We start from the raw sequence: 15,306 nt of genomic DNA, 5'->3' as shown, positions 1-15,306 counted from the left end.
TATCAACAGTTGTATCTCAATAGCTGTGAGCTGCTAGCTTCGAGCTGCGAGCCTTTTGTTTTGGATAGGCTTTATTGTATTTAGCTCGTTGCTCGTTGCTCGCAGCTTGTATTCCCTATTCACTTCTCAAACTCTTTACCGGATTGGTCATGGCTGCCCGTATGGTTTGTAAACCCACGGTAACCAGGGCTATCAGGATCATGGTGCCGGCGCTAAGACCAAATACCCATATACTGACACCGGTACGATAGGCAAAATTGTTCAGCCATTGATGCATGGCCAGCCATGCCAGGGGAGCAGCTATAAAAAATGCCAGTATCACCAATGCCATAAAATCTTTGGACAACAGGGTTACCAATTGTGCCACCGAAGCTCCCAGTACTTTGCGTACACCAATCTCTTTTACCCTTACGGTGGTAGTATAGATCACCAAACCCAGCAAGCCCAGGCAACTGATGAAGATGGTAAGTCCGGTGGCCCAGGTGAGCAGGGTAGACACCTGCTTTTCGTTTTCGTAAAACTTAGCTATTTGCTCATCAAAAACTTGTATTGAAACTCTTCTTCCGGATAGATGCTTTTCCATGCATTTTCCATTGCTTTGATACTGGCCGACCAGTCGCTACCGGCATTGTTTTTAGGATGCAGGAGAACATTGATGGTGAGGGCCCTGTTGGTAGCATTAACAATTGCCAATGGTTTAATAGATTCATGCAATGAGCGCTGGTGAAAATCGGCTACCACACCAATAACCGGGAATTGTTTCTTACTCCATTCAATGTATTTTCCAATGGCATCCTGTGGCTGCTTAAAACCCAGGGTATGGGCAAAGGTTTCATTGATGATGAGTTGAGTAGCCGTATCGCTTTGGGTAATGTTCCGGCCAGCTAATAATTTAAGCTGGTATAGTTGGATATAATTGGTATCGGCATGTTTGATCTGTACATCGGTTTGTATATCCTTTTTCCCGTCTTTATAGGTAAAGGTGCTGGACCATACACTGTTGCCGGAAGGTGGATTATTGGCAAGGCTTACCATAGCCACTCCCGGTATTGCAGCCACTTTATTCATCAGCACCTGTTTGTTGGTGCGCACAGTATCGTAAAAGTTGGCCTGGAAGTATACAATAGCGTCTTTGCGAAAACCCATGTCCATATTGATGGCGTAATGAATCTGTTTGCTTACCAGTACCGTGGCTATGATGAATACCTGGGCAATGACAAATTGGGATACGGTGAGTGATTTGCGCAACCAGGCATTGCGTGTTTGGCCGGTATGCGCATAGGCCTGGTTCTTCAATACCAATACGGGTTTATAACCTGATAATACCAGGGCAGGATAAAATCCTGCCAGCAGGCTCACGATGACAAGCAGCAATAACAGGAACAGGAGGATGCCCGGGTGACTGATGAGGCTGAATTGTAATCCTTTGGGAATGAAATCAGCGAATACCTTTAGTAGGAGCGGGGTTATGATAACCGATAATGCGGTGGCCAGCAGTGTAACGAGGAAAGTTTCGCTAAGGAACTGAAGTACCAATTGTATTTTCTGGCCGCCCAGCGTTTTCCGGATGCCTATTTCTTTGGCCCGCTGGGAGGCCTGGGCAGTAGCCAGGTTGATAAAGTTGATAGCTCCTAACAGCAATAAAAAAGCGCCAATGGCCAATAACCCATATAGTGTGGGCTTATGGGCTGTACGTTGATCAAAATTGCCATAGTCTGTATTGAAATGGATATCCTGCAAGGGTTGTAGCAGGTGCGCTGTTTTTGTATTATCGTCTTCGTCGCGCTTATTGTATTTGTTGTACAGCGTGCGGATGTCTTTTTCCACTTTAGCTACCCTAGTACTGGCAGCCAGCTTTACCAATAATTGTGAACTGCTGGTGGTATTACCCCAATTCTGTGCATTGCCATTCGACAGGTTTTCTTTTTCAAGGGTGCTCAAAGCAATGAATGTTTTGAAAGTAAAATCCGTGTTTTCAGTAAGGTCTTTTACAATACCGGTTACGCTTGTTCTGACCGTGTCATCAAAATATATTTCCCGGCCAATAATATCTGCGGGTTTTATGCCTGGAAAATACAAGGCTGCATTGGAGGTGGTCAACACTACCTGGTAGGGCTGCTGTAAAGCAGTGGCAGGAAAGCCTGCTATCCATTCATAAGGCAATAGTTTAAAATAACCTGCATCGGCATAGATAACACCTTCCTGGTTTTTATAGGTGGTGGGCTTGGCATCCCGGCCAGAGGGTAGGGTTACTTTACCGCTTCCTTCCCAGGAGTAGAAGGGCGCTACCACCTCAAGACCGGTCATTTCATTGGCTACGGCTTTGCCCATGGGAACCGGCACACCGGAATTATGGTATACCTCTCCGTCGGGAGAAGAGAATTTAGAAACGATGCGGTAAATGCGGTCGCCATCTTTATGAAACTTATCAAAGCTGAAATCATATTGCACCAGCAGGTAAATGACCAGGGAGGCACTGATGCCAATAGAAAGTCCGGCTATGTTAATAGCCGTGAACACCCTGTGTTTCCAGAGCGTTCTTAAGGCTACTACTAAATAATTTTTGAACACGTTGTCTTTTTATTGATTGTATTTGTTCAATAAGCGTTATAAGTAATAATCAATAATAATTGATTATTCGTTTCTTAAGCTGTCAACCGGGTTGGCCAGGGCCGCCCGGATGGCATGGATGCTAATGGTAGCCAGGGTGATGACCAGTGCCAGGATACCTGCCAATCCGAAATACCACCACTGGATAGAAATGCGATAGGCAAAACCCTGCAACCATTGGTGCATGGCTATCCAGGCAATGGGGGTAGCAATAAGAATGGCAAAAATGACCAGTTTAATGAAATCGCGGCTCAGCATGGTAATGATGCTGTTGACCGAAGCGCCTAATACTTTGCGGATGCCGATCTCTTTCACCTTTTGCTGAGCAGTAAATGCTGCCAATCCAAATAAACCGAGGGCAGCAATACATACAGCCAGGATGGTGAAGATGAGCGACAGTTTTTCCTGTTTTTGTTCGGCCTCATATTGGCGGGCAAAATTCTGATCCAGGAAATTGAACTCAATGGGATTGCTTTTGTCAAACTGGCGATATACCTGCTCTATCCAGGCCAAGGCTTCTTTGGTATGGCTGGTATTGATCTTTACGTATAGATTGTCTTCCATGGAAGCCACCGGGGGCATTAACAGTACCATGGGTTCTACTTTGTGTTGGAGGGAGTAGGTATGTATATCTTTGATAACGCCTATAACAGTTCTTTCTCCTATTTCACCTTCACCGTATTTGAAACGTAGTTTTTATTGATGGCATTTTTCCAGCCCAGTTCCTGCATAAGGGTTTCATTGACCATGGCGGCGCCGTATTTATCAGATTCAACAGCGGTGGAAAAATTCCTTCCTTCAGCGACCTTAATATCCATGGCCGGTAGGTAATCGGCATCTACCATTAATTCCTGCGCCAGCTTGTTGCTGTTGGAAAACGAACCATCATTCTTTTCAAATACAAATCCATGCGAGCCCAGGTTATTATTACCAATAGGATTGCCTGCTGCAGAGACACCTTCTATCAAGGCATTTTTTGATAACTGGGTTTTGATGGCTGCTACCTGTTGCCTTACTGCGCGGTCGTGGATATGAAAAGTAAGCACCTGGTTCTTATTAAAGCCCAGGTCTTTTTGGGAAGCAAATTGCATTTGGCGGTAAATGACAATGGAGCTGCCGATCATGACCACGGTAATGGTAAATTGAAATACCACCAATGATTTGCGGAAGAGGATATTGTTGGCCAGGTTGCCCATCTGCCCTTTTAAAGCTGGTATGGCTTTAAAGCGGGATAGGAAAATGGCGGGATAGAGACCGCTCATAAAACCGGTCACAATAGCAAAGCCGGCCATGAGGAGCAGGGTAAGAACGGTGCCAAAACGCCAAAGCGTCAATTCCTTATCGGCCAGGGTATTGAACAGGGGCAATAAAGCCTTGGTGAGCAGGGCGGCGCCAATGGTTGCCAGGGTAGTTAATACCAGGGCTTCGGCAATGAACATACCAATAAGGTGGCGACGGCCTGAACCGATCACTTTGCGTACGCCTACTTCGCGAATGCGGGTAGAAGAACGGGCAGTTGAAAGGTTGATATAGTTGATCACGGCAATGATGAGTACCAGGGCCGCAATGGCTATGAAGATATAGACGCGGGTAATGCTGCTATTGGGACCTACTTCTACCTGAAGGTTGGAATGTAAATAGATGGCAGTAAGGGGCTGCAATTCCATTTGATACTCCTTTACGTTCATGATCTTCCGGATGGTTTGATCGGCAAACGCAGGCAGTTTGGCTTCCAGTTTTTTGTAATCTGTTCCCGGTGTAAGCAAGAGGTAAGTATATACACTGAAATTTTGCCAGTTATCTGTATAGTTGGAAGGTAAAGAGCGAATGGCGCTGAAGCGCAGGTGCGTATTGGCTGGGACGTCCTTGATAACACCGGTTACCAGGTTGGGATAATTGTTGGAAAAGTAAACCGTTTGATTGAGGGCTTTTGTGGATCCGTAAACAGTTTACGTGCCAGGCTTTCGGTGAGTACAATGGCCTGGGGTTGGGCAAGGGCAGTAGCGGCATTACCACTGATGAAGGGATAGCTGAATACTTTGAAGAGGTTGGCATCGGCAAAAAGATATCATCGGCCTTTATGGGGTTATTGTTAAAGCTGATAATACCTCCTCCTTCAACCAGCACGCGGGTAGCTTCCTGTATTTCGGGAAAGGTAGCTTTCAATGCGCCGGCAAAGGGGGCCGAGGTAGAAGCCTGGTCAATATTGCCACCATCCCAACTGGTATGCTGGGCCACCCGAAAAACGCGGTTGGCATTGCTATGAAAGCGATCATAGCTTAGTTCATCGGCCACATACAAGGCGATGAACCAAAAAGCAGTAAGGCCGATAGTCATACCGGCAATATTGATGGCGGCGTAGGTTTTATTACGCTGCAAGTTGCGGAAGGCTGTTTTGAAATAAGTCCTTAGCATACCAGTTAATTTTTCAGGTTGGGTGGTCCGGGGTTGTCTGCTGCCGGAACCCCGGTACATTGGCTCCCCGCAGGGGAAGCTGTTCCAATGCAAAACAGAAAACATACCGTGTTTACCCGATCTGTAAATCAATTACTTATGCAATAGGCTCTACGAACCTGTTCGTTAGTAGTACAAATGCCGTCCGCTTTTGATACAGGGTTTTGATAAGGCCAGTCCCCAAATACCAGCTTATTGTCAGCCTGAGCCGTCGAAGGTGGCTAAAAGGTTTTCTTCCTGTCTTCCGGACTTTCCGACTTCCGGACTCTATTAACACCCTTACTCACTGCGCAGGCTCTTGACAGGGTTCATCAGGGCTGCCTTAAGGGCCTGAAACTGACGGTACAAGCGGCGATCACCAATACCAATAATCCGGCGGCTCCAAATACCAGCCAACTGATCTGAATGCGGTACGCAAAATCTTCCAGCCATTTGCTCATCGCCCACCAGGTAGCAGGTACAGTAATGGCAAACGACACGAGAACAAGGCTCAGAAAACCTTTGGATACCAGCAGCAGCAGGTGTGGTACTGATGCACCCAATACTTTGCGGATGCCGATTTCTTTCTGGCGTTGTTGAATGGCATGGTAGGAAAGACCAAACAGTCCCATGCAGGCCAGTACAATGGCAATGGCTGCAAAAAGGTTCATGATCTTGCCCAGGCGGATCTCGGCATTGTACATTTTATTATAATCCTCATCGAGGAAATGGTAGTCGAAAGGACGGTGTGGCACCATCTTTTTCCATTTGTTCTGCAGGGAGGCGATGGTTTGCTGAACGTTATTGCCGGTCACTTTCACCAGTAAGTTCCTGCCCCAGGCATCGGGAAACAATACCAGGGGTAATACCGCGGAGTGGAGTGACTGGAAATGGAAGTCCTGGATAACACCTCTTACCGTGCCGGGCCGGGTTTCGTCGAGGTACATCGTTTTGCCTACCGCTTCCTGGGCTGTCCATCCCAATGCTTTGGCTGCTGATTCATTGAGGATAAAATGATATTTCTTGTCTTCATACTTTTCTGTCTCTATATCTTGCATATCCTGCAGTGTAAGGTCCGCGCCGGCAATGATGCGCATGCCCATGGTCTTAATGTAATCATTGTCGATGATGTCGGCGGTAACAGACATGTTATCTGTTTGAGGCATGGTAGAAGAGCGCATATTGTAACCACTCACAATGGAAGTAGGGGATTGCCCGAACGGCTGATGCTTTGAATGCCAGGTATAGTTACCAATTCATCTTTCAGGCTTTTATAATTGGTGAGCATCTTACTATCGAGGGGCATCACCAATACCTGTTCCCGGTCATACCCCAGTTTTTGTCCTGGATATAACGCATTTGCTGGTGGATCACAAAAGTGGCGATGACAAGGAAAACCGAAATACCAAATTGGAAAACGATGAGGGTTTTACGCAACAAGGCGCCGCCTGTTCCACTTTTGTTCTGTGCACCTTTCAGCACTTTGGCTGGTATAAAGGCCGATAATACGAGAGCGGGATAACTACCGGCGAGGAAACTGTTGCACACGATGATCAATATGATAAATGCCAGGATAGCGGGAGTGAACAGGGATTGAATGACCAGCTGGGTACCTGCCAACTGGTTAAAGGCAGGTAACAAAAGCAATACCAATCCTGCACTTAACAATACCGCCAGTAGGGAGAGTAGCAATGACTCACCTATGAATTGCCCGAATATTTGTTGTCTCAAAGCACCTACGGCTTTGCGAATGCCCACTTCTTTACTCCTGTCGAGTGAACGGGCAGTACTGAGGTTAACATAGGTAAAGCAGGCGATGGCCAGTATGAGCAGGGCTACACCCGTAAGAATATAGATATAGGAAATATTGGTATTGGGTTCAAAGCTGTCGTATTCGGAATGGAGGTGAATTGAGTTGAAAGGTTCGAGGTAGAAATTGATGGTGGCATTGGCGCCTTCCATTTCTTTTTCATAAAGGCTGGCAGCCTGTCCTGCATCGTTTTCATACCTTCCTTATTTTTCATCAGCAGGAAGGTGGTGTAATTGGCATTCCACCAGGTATTTTCCTGGTTGGCCTTGAGGGAGGAAAAGGAGGCCAGGAAGTCAAATTTTATTTGTGAGTTGGAAGGGCAATCCTCCATGACACCGGTTACTTCAAAAGGGGTGGCATCGCCGCCTATTTTTAGTACTTTGCCCATGGGATTGGCATTGCCAAAATATTTACGGGCGGTAGAAGTAGTGAGGATTATTTTATTCAAGCCGGAAAGCGCTTCTTTAGGATGCCCTTGTAATAGTTTAAAAGAAAAAGATCGAAGAAGGTAGAATCGGCAAACATCAGGCGGCTTTCCTCAAACTGCTTATCGTCAAGTGTTACTACCCGTTTGTATTGTGCCATCCGGACGCCGGTTTCCACCTCACTAAAAGCCCCGGAAAGGGCGGGTAATACCTTGGTGCTGTTGAACGTTCCTTTCTTGAAATCGCCGCTGGTAAAGCGGTATTCCATCAGCACGCGTGCTATGCGGTCGCCCTTTGCTGGAAACGGTCATAACTGTATTCATGTTGAATATACAATCCGATGAGCAGACAACAGGTAATGCCGGTCATGAGTCCCAGCACATTGATGAAGGTCATCGTTTTATTCTTCCATAGGTTACGCCAGGCGATTTTCAGGTAATTTCTGATCACGGTACTTATTTTAAAGTTGTTATTATACTCAAAGTCTATACTATTTTCCAATAATCAATAATTATTGATTATTGTTTTCGGCTCGCCGCTCGTAGCTCAAAGCTCAAAGCTCGTAGCTTGTTTTCTATTCATTCCGTAAGCTCTTCACCGGATTCATCAACGCTGCTTTAATGGCCTGAAAACTGATGGTGCAAGCAGCGATGAACAGGGCCATGATGCCGGCCATACCAAAGGTCCAGGCGTTGATGGTTGTACGATAGGCAAAATCTTCCAGCCATTTGCTCATGGCCCACCAGGTAGCCGGAATGGCGATCACAAAAGCGATCAATACCAGGTATAGGAATTCTTTGGATACCATGAGCAATACCTGTTGAACCGAAGCGCCCAATACTTTGCGGATACCTATTTCCTTCGTCCTTTGTTCGATCGTATAAGCTACCAGCCCAAATAAACCGAGGCAGGCGATCACAATAGATATAATGGCAAACAAGGTAAACAATTGCCCGCTCTTTTCTTCAGCGGCATAAAGCGAGGCAAATCGTTGGTCCAGGAAGGTATAGCTGAAGGGGGCATTGGGGCCAAATGCTTGCCAGTCTTTTTTATGTCGGCCACTAATTGGGCGATATTGGTCGTTTTTATTTTAGTGATCACGGCCCCTTCATTGCGTCCCAGCAGCATAATGAGCGGAGCGATCTTTTGTTTGGCCGAAGTGAAATGAAAGTCTTTGACGATGCCTACAATGGTAAATTCCTGGCGGCCCGAGCGAACGATGGTACGGCCAATGGGATTGTCCTTAATGCCTAATTCGCGCACAGCGGTTTCATTGACCAATACGGCGGTGGAATCGGAGGGATACCCGGGTGAGAAGTTTCTGCCGGAGGCCAATTGCATGCCCAGGGTTGCCAGGAAATTATAGTCAATGCGGTAGATGCCTGTTTGTATTTCATTGCGGGGATCATTGTCATGCTGTGGCCGCACATAGATCTGCGTACCGTCCATGCGGCCGGTGACAGGGGCCGACCAGGAAATGGCCGCATTCACTACCCGGCTATCTTGTAATAATTTTTCCTTAAAAGCTGTTTCATTGCTCCCCAGCGTATAGGTATCGTTGATAACGAGCACCTGTTCTTTGTCGTACCCCAACCTGATGTTTTGCATGAAATGCAATTGCCGGTATACAATGAGGGTGGAAATGATGAGGGCTGTTGAGATGACAAACTGGAATACTACCAGGCTATTGCGCAACAGGCTGCGGCGCGAATGGGCAGTGCGTGTGCCTTTTAATACCTTAATGGGTATGAACGATGATAAAACAAAAGATGGGTAAATGCCTGCCAGGATACCGGTTAGCAGGCTCATGCCCAGTGCTATCGCTAAGTTGATGGGTTGCAGGAAAAACTCATCGCAATGTTTTTGCCTGCCAGTTGGTTGAACGCGGGCAATAAAGCGTATATGATGCCCAGTGCAATAAAGGTAGCTGCCAGGCTTAGCAATATGGATTCTGTCAGGAACTGGAAAATGAGCTGCGTCTTTAAAGAACCCATTACTTTCCGGATGCCCACTTCTTTGGAACGCTTGCCTGCGCTGGCAGTAGAGAGGTTGGTGAAATTGACACAGGCCAGTAGCAGGATAAACAGGGCCAGGGCGCTAAAGATATACAGGTAGTTGATATCGCCATTGGGCTCCAGTTCATATTGCGTATTGGCATGGAGGTGAATATCGGTAAGGGGTTGCAGGGTAAAACGGAATGTATTGACTGATTTCTGTGCTTCGGCCAGGCTTACGCCCATATCGCGCTGGATCTCGGGCACTACATGTTTGGCTACCAGTTGCGGAAATTTGGCTTGTAGCTGTTCGATGTTGGCGCCTGGTTTTATAACCAGGTAGGTGAAGTGCGATACATTACTCCAGGTTTCGGGCCGGTTGCGTTCCCGGGTAGTAGGGCTCATGGCCATATCGAAATGGAAATGCGAGTTGTCCGGTACTTTGTCAAAAACACCGGTCACCGTATAGTTCTCATTGGCAAATGCAATGATCTTTCCCAGCGCTGGTTCTTTGTCAAAATATTTAAGTGCAGTAGCCTTGGAAATGACCATGGAATTGGGTGCCACCAGTGCATTCCTTTGGTCGCCTTCTATCAGGGGAATGGAAAATATTTCAAGGAAATTGGAATCGAGGAAGGCTACTTTTTCTTCCTTAAACTGTTTATCCTTATAGCGGGCAAAAAGGCGGCCTCCGTTTTGATAGCGTGTAACAGCTTGTACTTCCGGAAAAACCTGCTGAATGCCTTTGCCCACTGCGGCGTCGACCATGGGATAACTGGCCGTGCCACCATTGGCGTCAACGTTCAGGTTAACCCGATAGATATGCTCCGACTGGGCCGCATACCGGTCATAGGATAGCTCATTGTATACAAAGGCGGCAATGAGTATAAAACAGGTAAGGCCCACCGAAAGGCCAAAGACATTGATAAAGGAAAAGGTTTTATTCTTTACCAGGTTGCGCCAGGCGATCTTGAAATAGTTCTTAATCATGGCATTTATCGTTTAATGTATTTTGATCGTAGTTACAGTTCTTAAGAACACCTTCGAACCCTTTGCCGGCCATCCGCTTACTGTATTTAGCTCGCAGCTCAAAGCTCCTGGCTTGCTGCTCTACTCACTTTTCAAACTCTTCACCGGATTCACCAGCGCTGCCCGGATGGCCTGGAAACTGATGGTTGCCAACGCAATCACCAGTGCTATAATACCCGCCAGGGCAAATATCCACCAGGCTATGGAGGCTTTATAAGCAAAACCTTCCAACCATTTGTTCATACAGTACCAGGCTACCGGTGCCGCCACAAAGAAGGAAATGCCTACCAGCTTCAAAAAATCCTTTGACAAGAGATTGACGATGCTGGTTACAGAAGCGCCCATTACTTTGCGTACACCTATTTCTTTTGTACGCTGCAGGGTGCTATAAGCTGCCAGCCCCAGCAATCCCAGGCAGGAAATGAAAATGGCCAATACCGCAAAGTTCAGGAACAGCTTGCCAAACCTTTCTTCGGCGCGGTATTGCTTATCAAACAAGTCATCTAAAAACTGGTAGCTATAAGGCCGGTTGGGGATCAGGGATTTCCATTTATTTTCAATCGCCGCCAGGGTAGCGGGTAAATTGGACATGGCTATTTTAACAGAAAGCAGGCTCGATCCTCCTGGTTCTATGCGCATGGTGAGGGGCTTGATATCCTGCTGAAGAGAACGGAAATGGAAGTCCTTTACCACACCAATGATCTTGCCTTCCCGGCCCCATTGCTTAAACCGCCTGCCAATGGCCTGTTGTGGAGAAGCATATCCAAACAATCTGACCGCTGTTTCATTCAGCACCATGGCCTGCGTAGTATCGGTCAGGAATTCGCGGGAGAAAGCCCGGCCAGCCACTACCTTCATATCGTATTGCTTTATATAATCGAAATCCACAAAATACAGGTCGAGGTTGGCGACTTGCAGATCGCCTTTGCTGTTCTCGATCTCTGAATAAGCACCATTGGTACCTGAGCCCGGTACACCGGACGACATCGTAATTGATCTGACCGCAGGAATGGTGGTAAGCGCTTGTTTAAAAGCATCTTTTGCGCGATCATTATCGGTGGCAATGATCAGGGTCTGGTCTTTGTTGAAACCAAGGTCCCGGCTGCGCATATAGTTCATTTGCCGGTACACCGTAATGGTGCCAATGATGAGGGCAATAGAAATGCTGAATTGTGCTACTACGAGCCCCTTTCTTAGCAGGATGCCCCTAACACCGGTTGCAAAACGGCCTTTTAACACAACAACCGGACGGAAAGACGACAGTACCAGGGCAGGGTAGGAGCCTGCCAGTAAGCCAATGCCAATGGCAGCTACCAGTAACAGCCCCAGGTATTGCCAGTTGCTGAAAATGCTTTGACTGACCTGCTTGCCTGCCAACTGGTTAAAGAGTGGCAATAACAGCGCAGCGAGCCCCAGCGTGAGTAGAAAGGCGATGGTACAAATAATAACCGATTCGCCGATGAACTGCCGGATGAGTTGCGGCCTGCCGGCGCCTGCTACCTTACGTATACCAACCTCCCGCGCTCTTTCGGTAGAGCGTGCCGTGGTAAGGTTAATAAAGTTGATGCAGGCGATGAGCAATATGAAAATGGCAATGATGGAAAAAATGTAAACGTTGTTGATATTACCAGTGCCACCCCGGGTAGAATAGAGATAAACTTCCCTTAATGGCTCCAGCAATATAGTGGGGAACATTTGGATCTGCTTCATTTCCGACCCATTGCGTTTTTCAAGGAAGGCCGGGAATTTAGCCACCAGCGCCTTGGCCTGTGTGCCAGGTTTCAGTAGCAGATAGGCGGCGGCGCCAAAATTGGTCCATTGACCATCGAGCCGGGGATTAAATTTTTTTGGTAAGGGTGCTCATGGAGACCAGCATATCGGCCCTTACCTGTGAGTTTTCCGGCATGTCTTTCATGAGCCCGGTTACGGTGGCAGGTATTCCTTCGGATGTAAACAACAAGGTTTTACCCATGGGGTCTTCATTGCCAAAGTATTTTTGAGCAGCTCTTTGCGACAACACCACGGTCATTATTTCACTGAGTGCTGTTTTGGGGTTGCCTTTTAATAAAGTAAAATCAAATACCTGGAAGAAAGCCGAGTCAACATATAAAGCCTCGCCCTCCTGAAATTTCATATCCCCTCTTCTTACCAGCAAATCGGCATTGCATACGCGGACAAAGGCTTCCACTTCGGGAAACTCGTCTTTCACATTGGGGGTACTGCCCAGGAAGGGCCACTGGTTTTAATGACCTCCGAAGGGGTTTTAAGATCCGTTACCACGCGGTAAATGCGGTCGGCCTTACTGTTGAAAGCATCATAGGTCAATTCAAACCGTACGTACAGGAAGATCAGGAAGCAGGCCGTCATACCTACGGTAAGCCCCATAATATTGATGAAGGAAAAAGCCTTGTGTTTCCACAAGTTTCTGAATGCTGTTTTTATATAGTTCTTGATCACTGGTTCTATGTTTAATTCGTTATAAGTATTGTTTCATATTCTCATCGAATGGCTGCGAGCCGCGAGCTGTGAGCTTCAAGCTCTTTGTTGGTAGTGTGCTTACTGTATTTCGCTCGTAGCTCGAAGCTTGTCTTCCTATTCACTCTTCAAGCTCTTCACCGGATTGGTCAAGGCCGCCTTGATGGCTTGTGTACTCACCGTAGCCAGGGCAATGAATAAGGCGATGATGCCTGCCACCAAAAAGATGACAATGTTGAGCTGGGTACGGTATTCAAAGCTCTGTAGCCATTTATTCATTGCTATCCAGGCAATGGGTGTGGCAATTACAATGGCGATCAATACCAATTTCACAAAATCCCTGGCCAATAATCCTGTGACCGAAATAACAGAAGCGCCCAATACTTTACGAATGCCGATCTCGCGGGTTTTTACCTGCGCCGTATAGGTAGCCAGGCCAAATAAGCCCAGGCAGGAAATGAGGATGCCAATACTGGCAAACACATTAAAGAGCGAACTGGTACGCTGATCGGATTTGTAAAGCTGATCATACCGGTCGTCCAGGAAAGTATAATCAAAAGGGAAACCGCTATTGTACTGATTCCATCTTTTTCTACCGCGGCAATGGCTTTGGAGGCCTCCTGGCTGGTCGTTTTTACATACATCACGGAGTTGGTTTCACTGTAATAGAAAACAGCCGGCTCAATTTTGTATTTAAGCGAGGAGAAGTGAAAGTCTTTCACCACCCCAATAATACGGCATTTGGTAGACCAAAGAGAGAACCATTTCCCAATGGGATCTTTGATGCCTGCTTCCCGTACCGCTGTTTCATTGAGGAGGATATTGGCCGTGTCGGATTTACTGCCCGTAAAACCTGTACCAGCCACGAACTGCAGTTTCATTTGGCCAATAAAATCTTTGTCAATCGCCATGGGGTTCACTATGAACATACTGTTGGGATCTTTCCTTCCCAATCCGTATCGCCGGTAGTACTACCCAGCGCTACCAGGTTGCCATCGGCCGAAGTGATGCCTGTAATGCCTGGTTGTTTCAACAGGTCGGCTTTTACAGCTTCGTAATGTTTTTCCATATCACGCATGTTCAGGGTAAATACATGCGATTTGTCGTAACCCAGTGCTTTTTCCTGGATATACTTCATTTGCCGGCCTATGACCAGGGTGCCAATGATCAGTATAACAGACAGCGAAAATTGTGTTACCACCAATATTTGCCTGAAACGGGTATTGCCGATACCAATAGATAGCTTCCCTTTTAAAGCCAGTATGGGTTTAAAGGAGCTTAGCAACAGCGCCGGATAGATGGAAGAGGCGATCAGCGTGCCGATGATGGTAATGCCTATAGTGGTCCAAACATTAAGGTCCGACAGACTAAAGGATGAATCTTTGCCCGACAGGTTGTTATAGAAAGGCATCAGGGCATAAATGAGCAAAATGGCCAGCACGGTAGCCAGTACAAACAGGATCAGCGTTTCTACAATGAACTGCATGAACAGTTGCATTTTGGCGGCGCCAATGATCTTACGTACACTTACTTCTTTTGCTCGCAGCATGGACCTGGCTGTAGAAAGGTTGATGTAATTGATGCAAGCGATCAGCAGCAAGAGGATGGCTACCACAAAGAAGATCCGCACGGTTTGCATAGCGCTGCTGCTGCCATCGGGCGCATAGAGATGCATCTTGGCCAGTGGCTGCAGTTGATAATAGGAGGTCTTTTCAAATTTGTTGTGCTCGCGCTGTAGCTGGGTGAGTTTCTTTTCAATACTTACCGTGGATGCCTGCGGGGTTACCTGCAGGAAGGTGAGGCAGAAATAATTGCCCCAATCGGCATTCATGGAAGGCCAATACTGGTTGTATCGGTATTCTTTAACCAGCTTGTCAATGGGAAACAGGATATCATATTGCAGTGAACTGTTTTTCGGAAAGTCGGCCATGACCGACCGGACAGTGAAATTATCTTTATTGTCGGCCTGGATCACTTTCCCGATGGGGTTTTCAGTGCCAAAGTATTTTTGGCAATCGAGGCAGTTATAACAATGGAATTGTTGTCGGGAAAAGGATACCCTTTATTGCCTTCAAGGATGGGGAAATTGAAAATGGTGAAGAAAGAAGGGTCGATATAGGCTGTTTTATTTGCCTTGAATTCCTTATCACCATATTTGTAAACGGAATACTTATAATTGGAAGCTATCCGTACGGCTGCTTTTACTTCGGGTATTTCATTCAGGCTATAAACCGCGATGGGCGCAGGTACACTGCCCCAGGATTGTTTGCCACTGCCAGACCCAACATTGGATACCACCCGGTATAGATGGGCGCTTTGTTCATGAAAACGGTCATAACTCAATTCATCTTTAACCCAAAGCAGGATAATAAGCCCCACGGCCAAACCAACAGAAAGCCCCAACAGGTTAATGGAACTGTAGAATCGGTTCTTCCACAAATTCCGCCAGGCAGTTTTAAAATAGTTCTTGATCACGAGATATGATTAAATATGTAATGATTGTTTTATTTCCAAATGCTACTACGCTGTA

Annotated in this window: 20 protein-coding genes; all 20 read right to left on the bottom strand. The window is 46.8% G+C overall.

Going from position 1 to position 15,306, the window contains the following annotated elements; genetic code table 11:
• Positions 1-115: 115 nt before the first annotated feature.
• On the bottom strand, positions 116-499 hold the full coding sequence (locus RS881_RS39940) for an ABC transporter permease (protein ID WP_315815880.1): 384 nt from the start codon (positions 497-499) through the stop codon (positions 116-118).
• 26 nt (positions 500-525) lie between these two features.
• A complete protein-coding gene (locus RS881_RS39935; RefSeq protein WP_315815879.1) occupies positions 526-2,571 on the bottom strand; it encodes an ABC transporter permease in 2,046 nt (681 codons plus the stop codon).
• A gap of 63 nt (positions 2,572-2,634) precedes the next feature.
• The gene (locus RS881_RS39930) at positions 2,635-3,204 is read right to left on the bottom strand and encodes an ABC transporter permease (protein ID WP_315815878.1); all 570 of its coding nucleotides are present in this window, start codon (positions 3,202-3,204) and stop codon (positions 2,635-2,637) included.
• A 68-nt stretch (positions 3,205-3,272) separates the two neighbouring features.
• Entirely contained in the window at positions 3,273-4,376 is a 1,104-nt protein-coding gene (locus RS881_RS39925) for an FtsX-like permease family protein (RefSeq protein WP_315815877.1), read from the bottom strand.
• A 31-nt stretch (positions 4,377-4,407) separates the two neighbouring features.
• Positions 4,408-5,025, bottom strand: a complete 618-nt coding sequence (locus tag RS881_RS39920; protein ID WP_315815876.1) for an ABC transporter permease — start codon at positions 5,023-5,025, stop codon at positions 4,408-4,410.
• Between the two features lie 350 nt (positions 5,026-5,375).
• Positions 5,376-6,239 carry an ABC transporter permease gene (locus RS881_RS39915; protein ID WP_315815875.1) on the bottom strand — a complete coding sequence of 288 codons (864 nt, stop codon included), beginning with the start codon at positions 6,237-6,239 and terminating at the stop codon, positions 5,376-5,378.
• 109 nt (positions 6,240-6,348) lie between these two features.
• Positions 6,349-6,861 carry an ABC transporter permease gene (locus RS881_RS39910; RefSeq protein ID WP_315824757.1) on the bottom strand — a complete coding sequence of 171 codons (513 nt, stop codon included), beginning with the start codon at positions 6,859-6,861 and terminating at the stop codon, positions 6,349-6,351.
• 17 nt (positions 6,862-6,878) lie between these two features.
• Entirely contained in the window at positions 6,879-7,301 is a 423-nt protein-coding gene (locus tag RS881_RS39905) for an ABC transporter permease (RefSeq protein WP_315815874.1), read from the bottom strand.
• A complete protein-coding gene (locus RS881_RS39900) occupies positions 7,298-7,546 on the bottom strand; it encodes a hypothetical protein (protein WP_315815873.1) in 249 nt (82 codons plus the stop codon). Before RS881_RS39900 ends, RS881_RS39905 begins: the two co-directional genes overlap by 4 nt.
• Positions 7,547-7,557: 11 nt before the next feature.
• Positions 7,558-7,779: an ABC transporter permease gene (locus RS881_RS39895; RefSeq protein WP_315815872.1), complete on the bottom strand. Its 222-nt coding sequence runs from the start codon at positions 7,777-7,779 to the stop codon at positions 7,558-7,560.
• Between the two features lie 73 nt (positions 7,780-7,852).
• On the bottom strand, positions 7,853-8,227 hold the full coding sequence (locus tag RS881_RS39890) for an ABC transporter permease (RefSeq protein ID WP_315815871.1): 375 nt from the start codon (positions 8,225-8,227) through the stop codon (positions 7,853-7,855).
• Complete coding sequence (locus RS881_RS39885; protein WP_315815870.1) at positions 8,194-9,087, bottom strand: ABC transporter permease; 894 nt, start codon at positions 9,085-9,087, stop codon at positions 8,194-8,196. Before RS881_RS39885 ends, RS881_RS39890 begins: the two co-directional genes overlap by 34 nt.
• Before the next feature lie 14 nt (positions 9,088-9,101).
• A complete protein-coding gene (locus RS881_RS39880; RefSeq protein ID WP_315815869.1) occupies positions 9,102-10,262 on the bottom strand; it encodes an ABC transporter permease in 1,161 nt (386 codons plus the stop codon).
• A 120-nt stretch (positions 10,263-10,382) separates the two neighbouring features.
• Positions 10,383-12,011: an FtsX-like permease family protein gene (locus RS881_RS39875; protein WP_315815868.1), complete on the bottom strand. Its 1,629-nt coding sequence runs from the start codon at positions 12,009-12,011 to the stop codon at positions 10,383-10,385.
• A 127-nt stretch (positions 12,012-12,138) separates the two neighbouring features.
• Complete coding sequence (locus RS881_RS39870; protein WP_315815867.1) at positions 12,139-12,510, bottom strand: ABC transporter permease; 372 nt, start codon at positions 12,508-12,510, stop codon at positions 12,139-12,141.
• The gene (locus tag RS881_RS39865) at positions 12,507-12,758 is read right to left on the bottom strand and encodes an ABC transporter permease (RefSeq protein ID WP_315815866.1); all 252 of its coding nucleotides are present in this window, start codon (positions 12,756-12,758) and stop codon (positions 12,507-12,509) included. The genes RS881_RS39870 and RS881_RS39865 overlap by 4 nt, the downstream gene beginning before the upstream one ends.
• Before the next feature lie 135 nt (positions 12,759-12,893).
• Positions 12,894-13,259, bottom strand: coding sequence for an ABC transporter permease (locus RS881_RS39860; protein WP_315815865.1), 366 nt, complete (start codon positions 13,257-13,259; stop codon positions 12,894-12,896).
• Positions 13,187-13,705: a hypothetical protein gene (locus RS881_RS39855; protein ID WP_315815864.1), complete on the bottom strand. Its 519-nt coding sequence runs from the start codon at positions 13,703-13,705 to the stop codon at positions 13,187-13,189. Before RS881_RS39855 ends, RS881_RS39860 begins: the two co-directional genes overlap by 73 nt.
• Complete coding sequence (locus RS881_RS39850; protein ID WP_315815863.1) at positions 13,696-14,751, bottom strand: FtsX-like permease family protein; 1,056 nt, start codon at positions 14,749-14,751, stop codon at positions 13,696-13,698. The genes RS881_RS39855 and RS881_RS39850 overlap by 10 nt, the downstream gene beginning before the upstream one ends.
• Entirely contained in the window at positions 14,748-15,251 is a 504-nt protein-coding gene (locus tag RS881_RS39845; protein ID WP_315815862.1) for an ABC transporter permease, read from the bottom strand. Before RS881_RS39845 ends, RS881_RS39850 begins: the two co-directional genes overlap by 4 nt.
• Positions 15,252-15,306: the final 55 nt, after the last annotated feature.

The organism is Paraflavitalea speifideaquila, assembly GCF_032395985.1.
Classification (GTDB): Bacteria; Bacteroidota; Bacteroidia; order Chitinophagales; family Chitinophagaceae; genus Paraflavitalea; species Paraflavitalea speifideaquila.
This window is presented reverse-complemented; position numbering and strand designations above follow the sequence as displayed.

Coding starts and splice junctions, on each gene's coding strand:
- RS881_RS39885 (WP_315815870.1), bottom strand. CDS start 9,087: ATGAGCCTGCTAACCGGTATCCTGGCAGGCATTTACCCATCTTTTGTT.
- RS881_RS39900 (WP_315815873.1), bottom strand. CDS start 7,546: ATGGAATACCGCTTTACCAGCGGCGATTTCAAGAAAGGAACGTTCAAC.
- RS881_RS39920 (WP_315815876.1), bottom strand. CDS start 5,025: ATGCTAAGGACTTATTTCAAAACAGCCTTCCGCAACTTGCAGCGTAAT.
- RS881_RS39875 (WP_315815868.1), bottom strand. CDS start 12,011: ATGAAGCAGATCCAAATGTTCCCCACTATATTGCTGGAGCCATTAAGG.
- RS881_RS39930 (WP_315815878.1), bottom strand. CDS start 3,204: ATGGTACTGTTAATGCCCCCGGTGGCTTCCATGGAAGACAATCTATAC.
- RS881_RS39880 (WP_315815869.1), bottom strand. CDS start 10,262: ATGATTAAGAACTATTTCAAGATCGCCTGGCGCAACCTGGTAAAGAAT.
- RS881_RS39855 (WP_315815864.1), bottom strand. CDS start 13,705: ATGTTCATAGTGAACCCCATGGCGATTGACAAAGATTTTATTGGCCAA.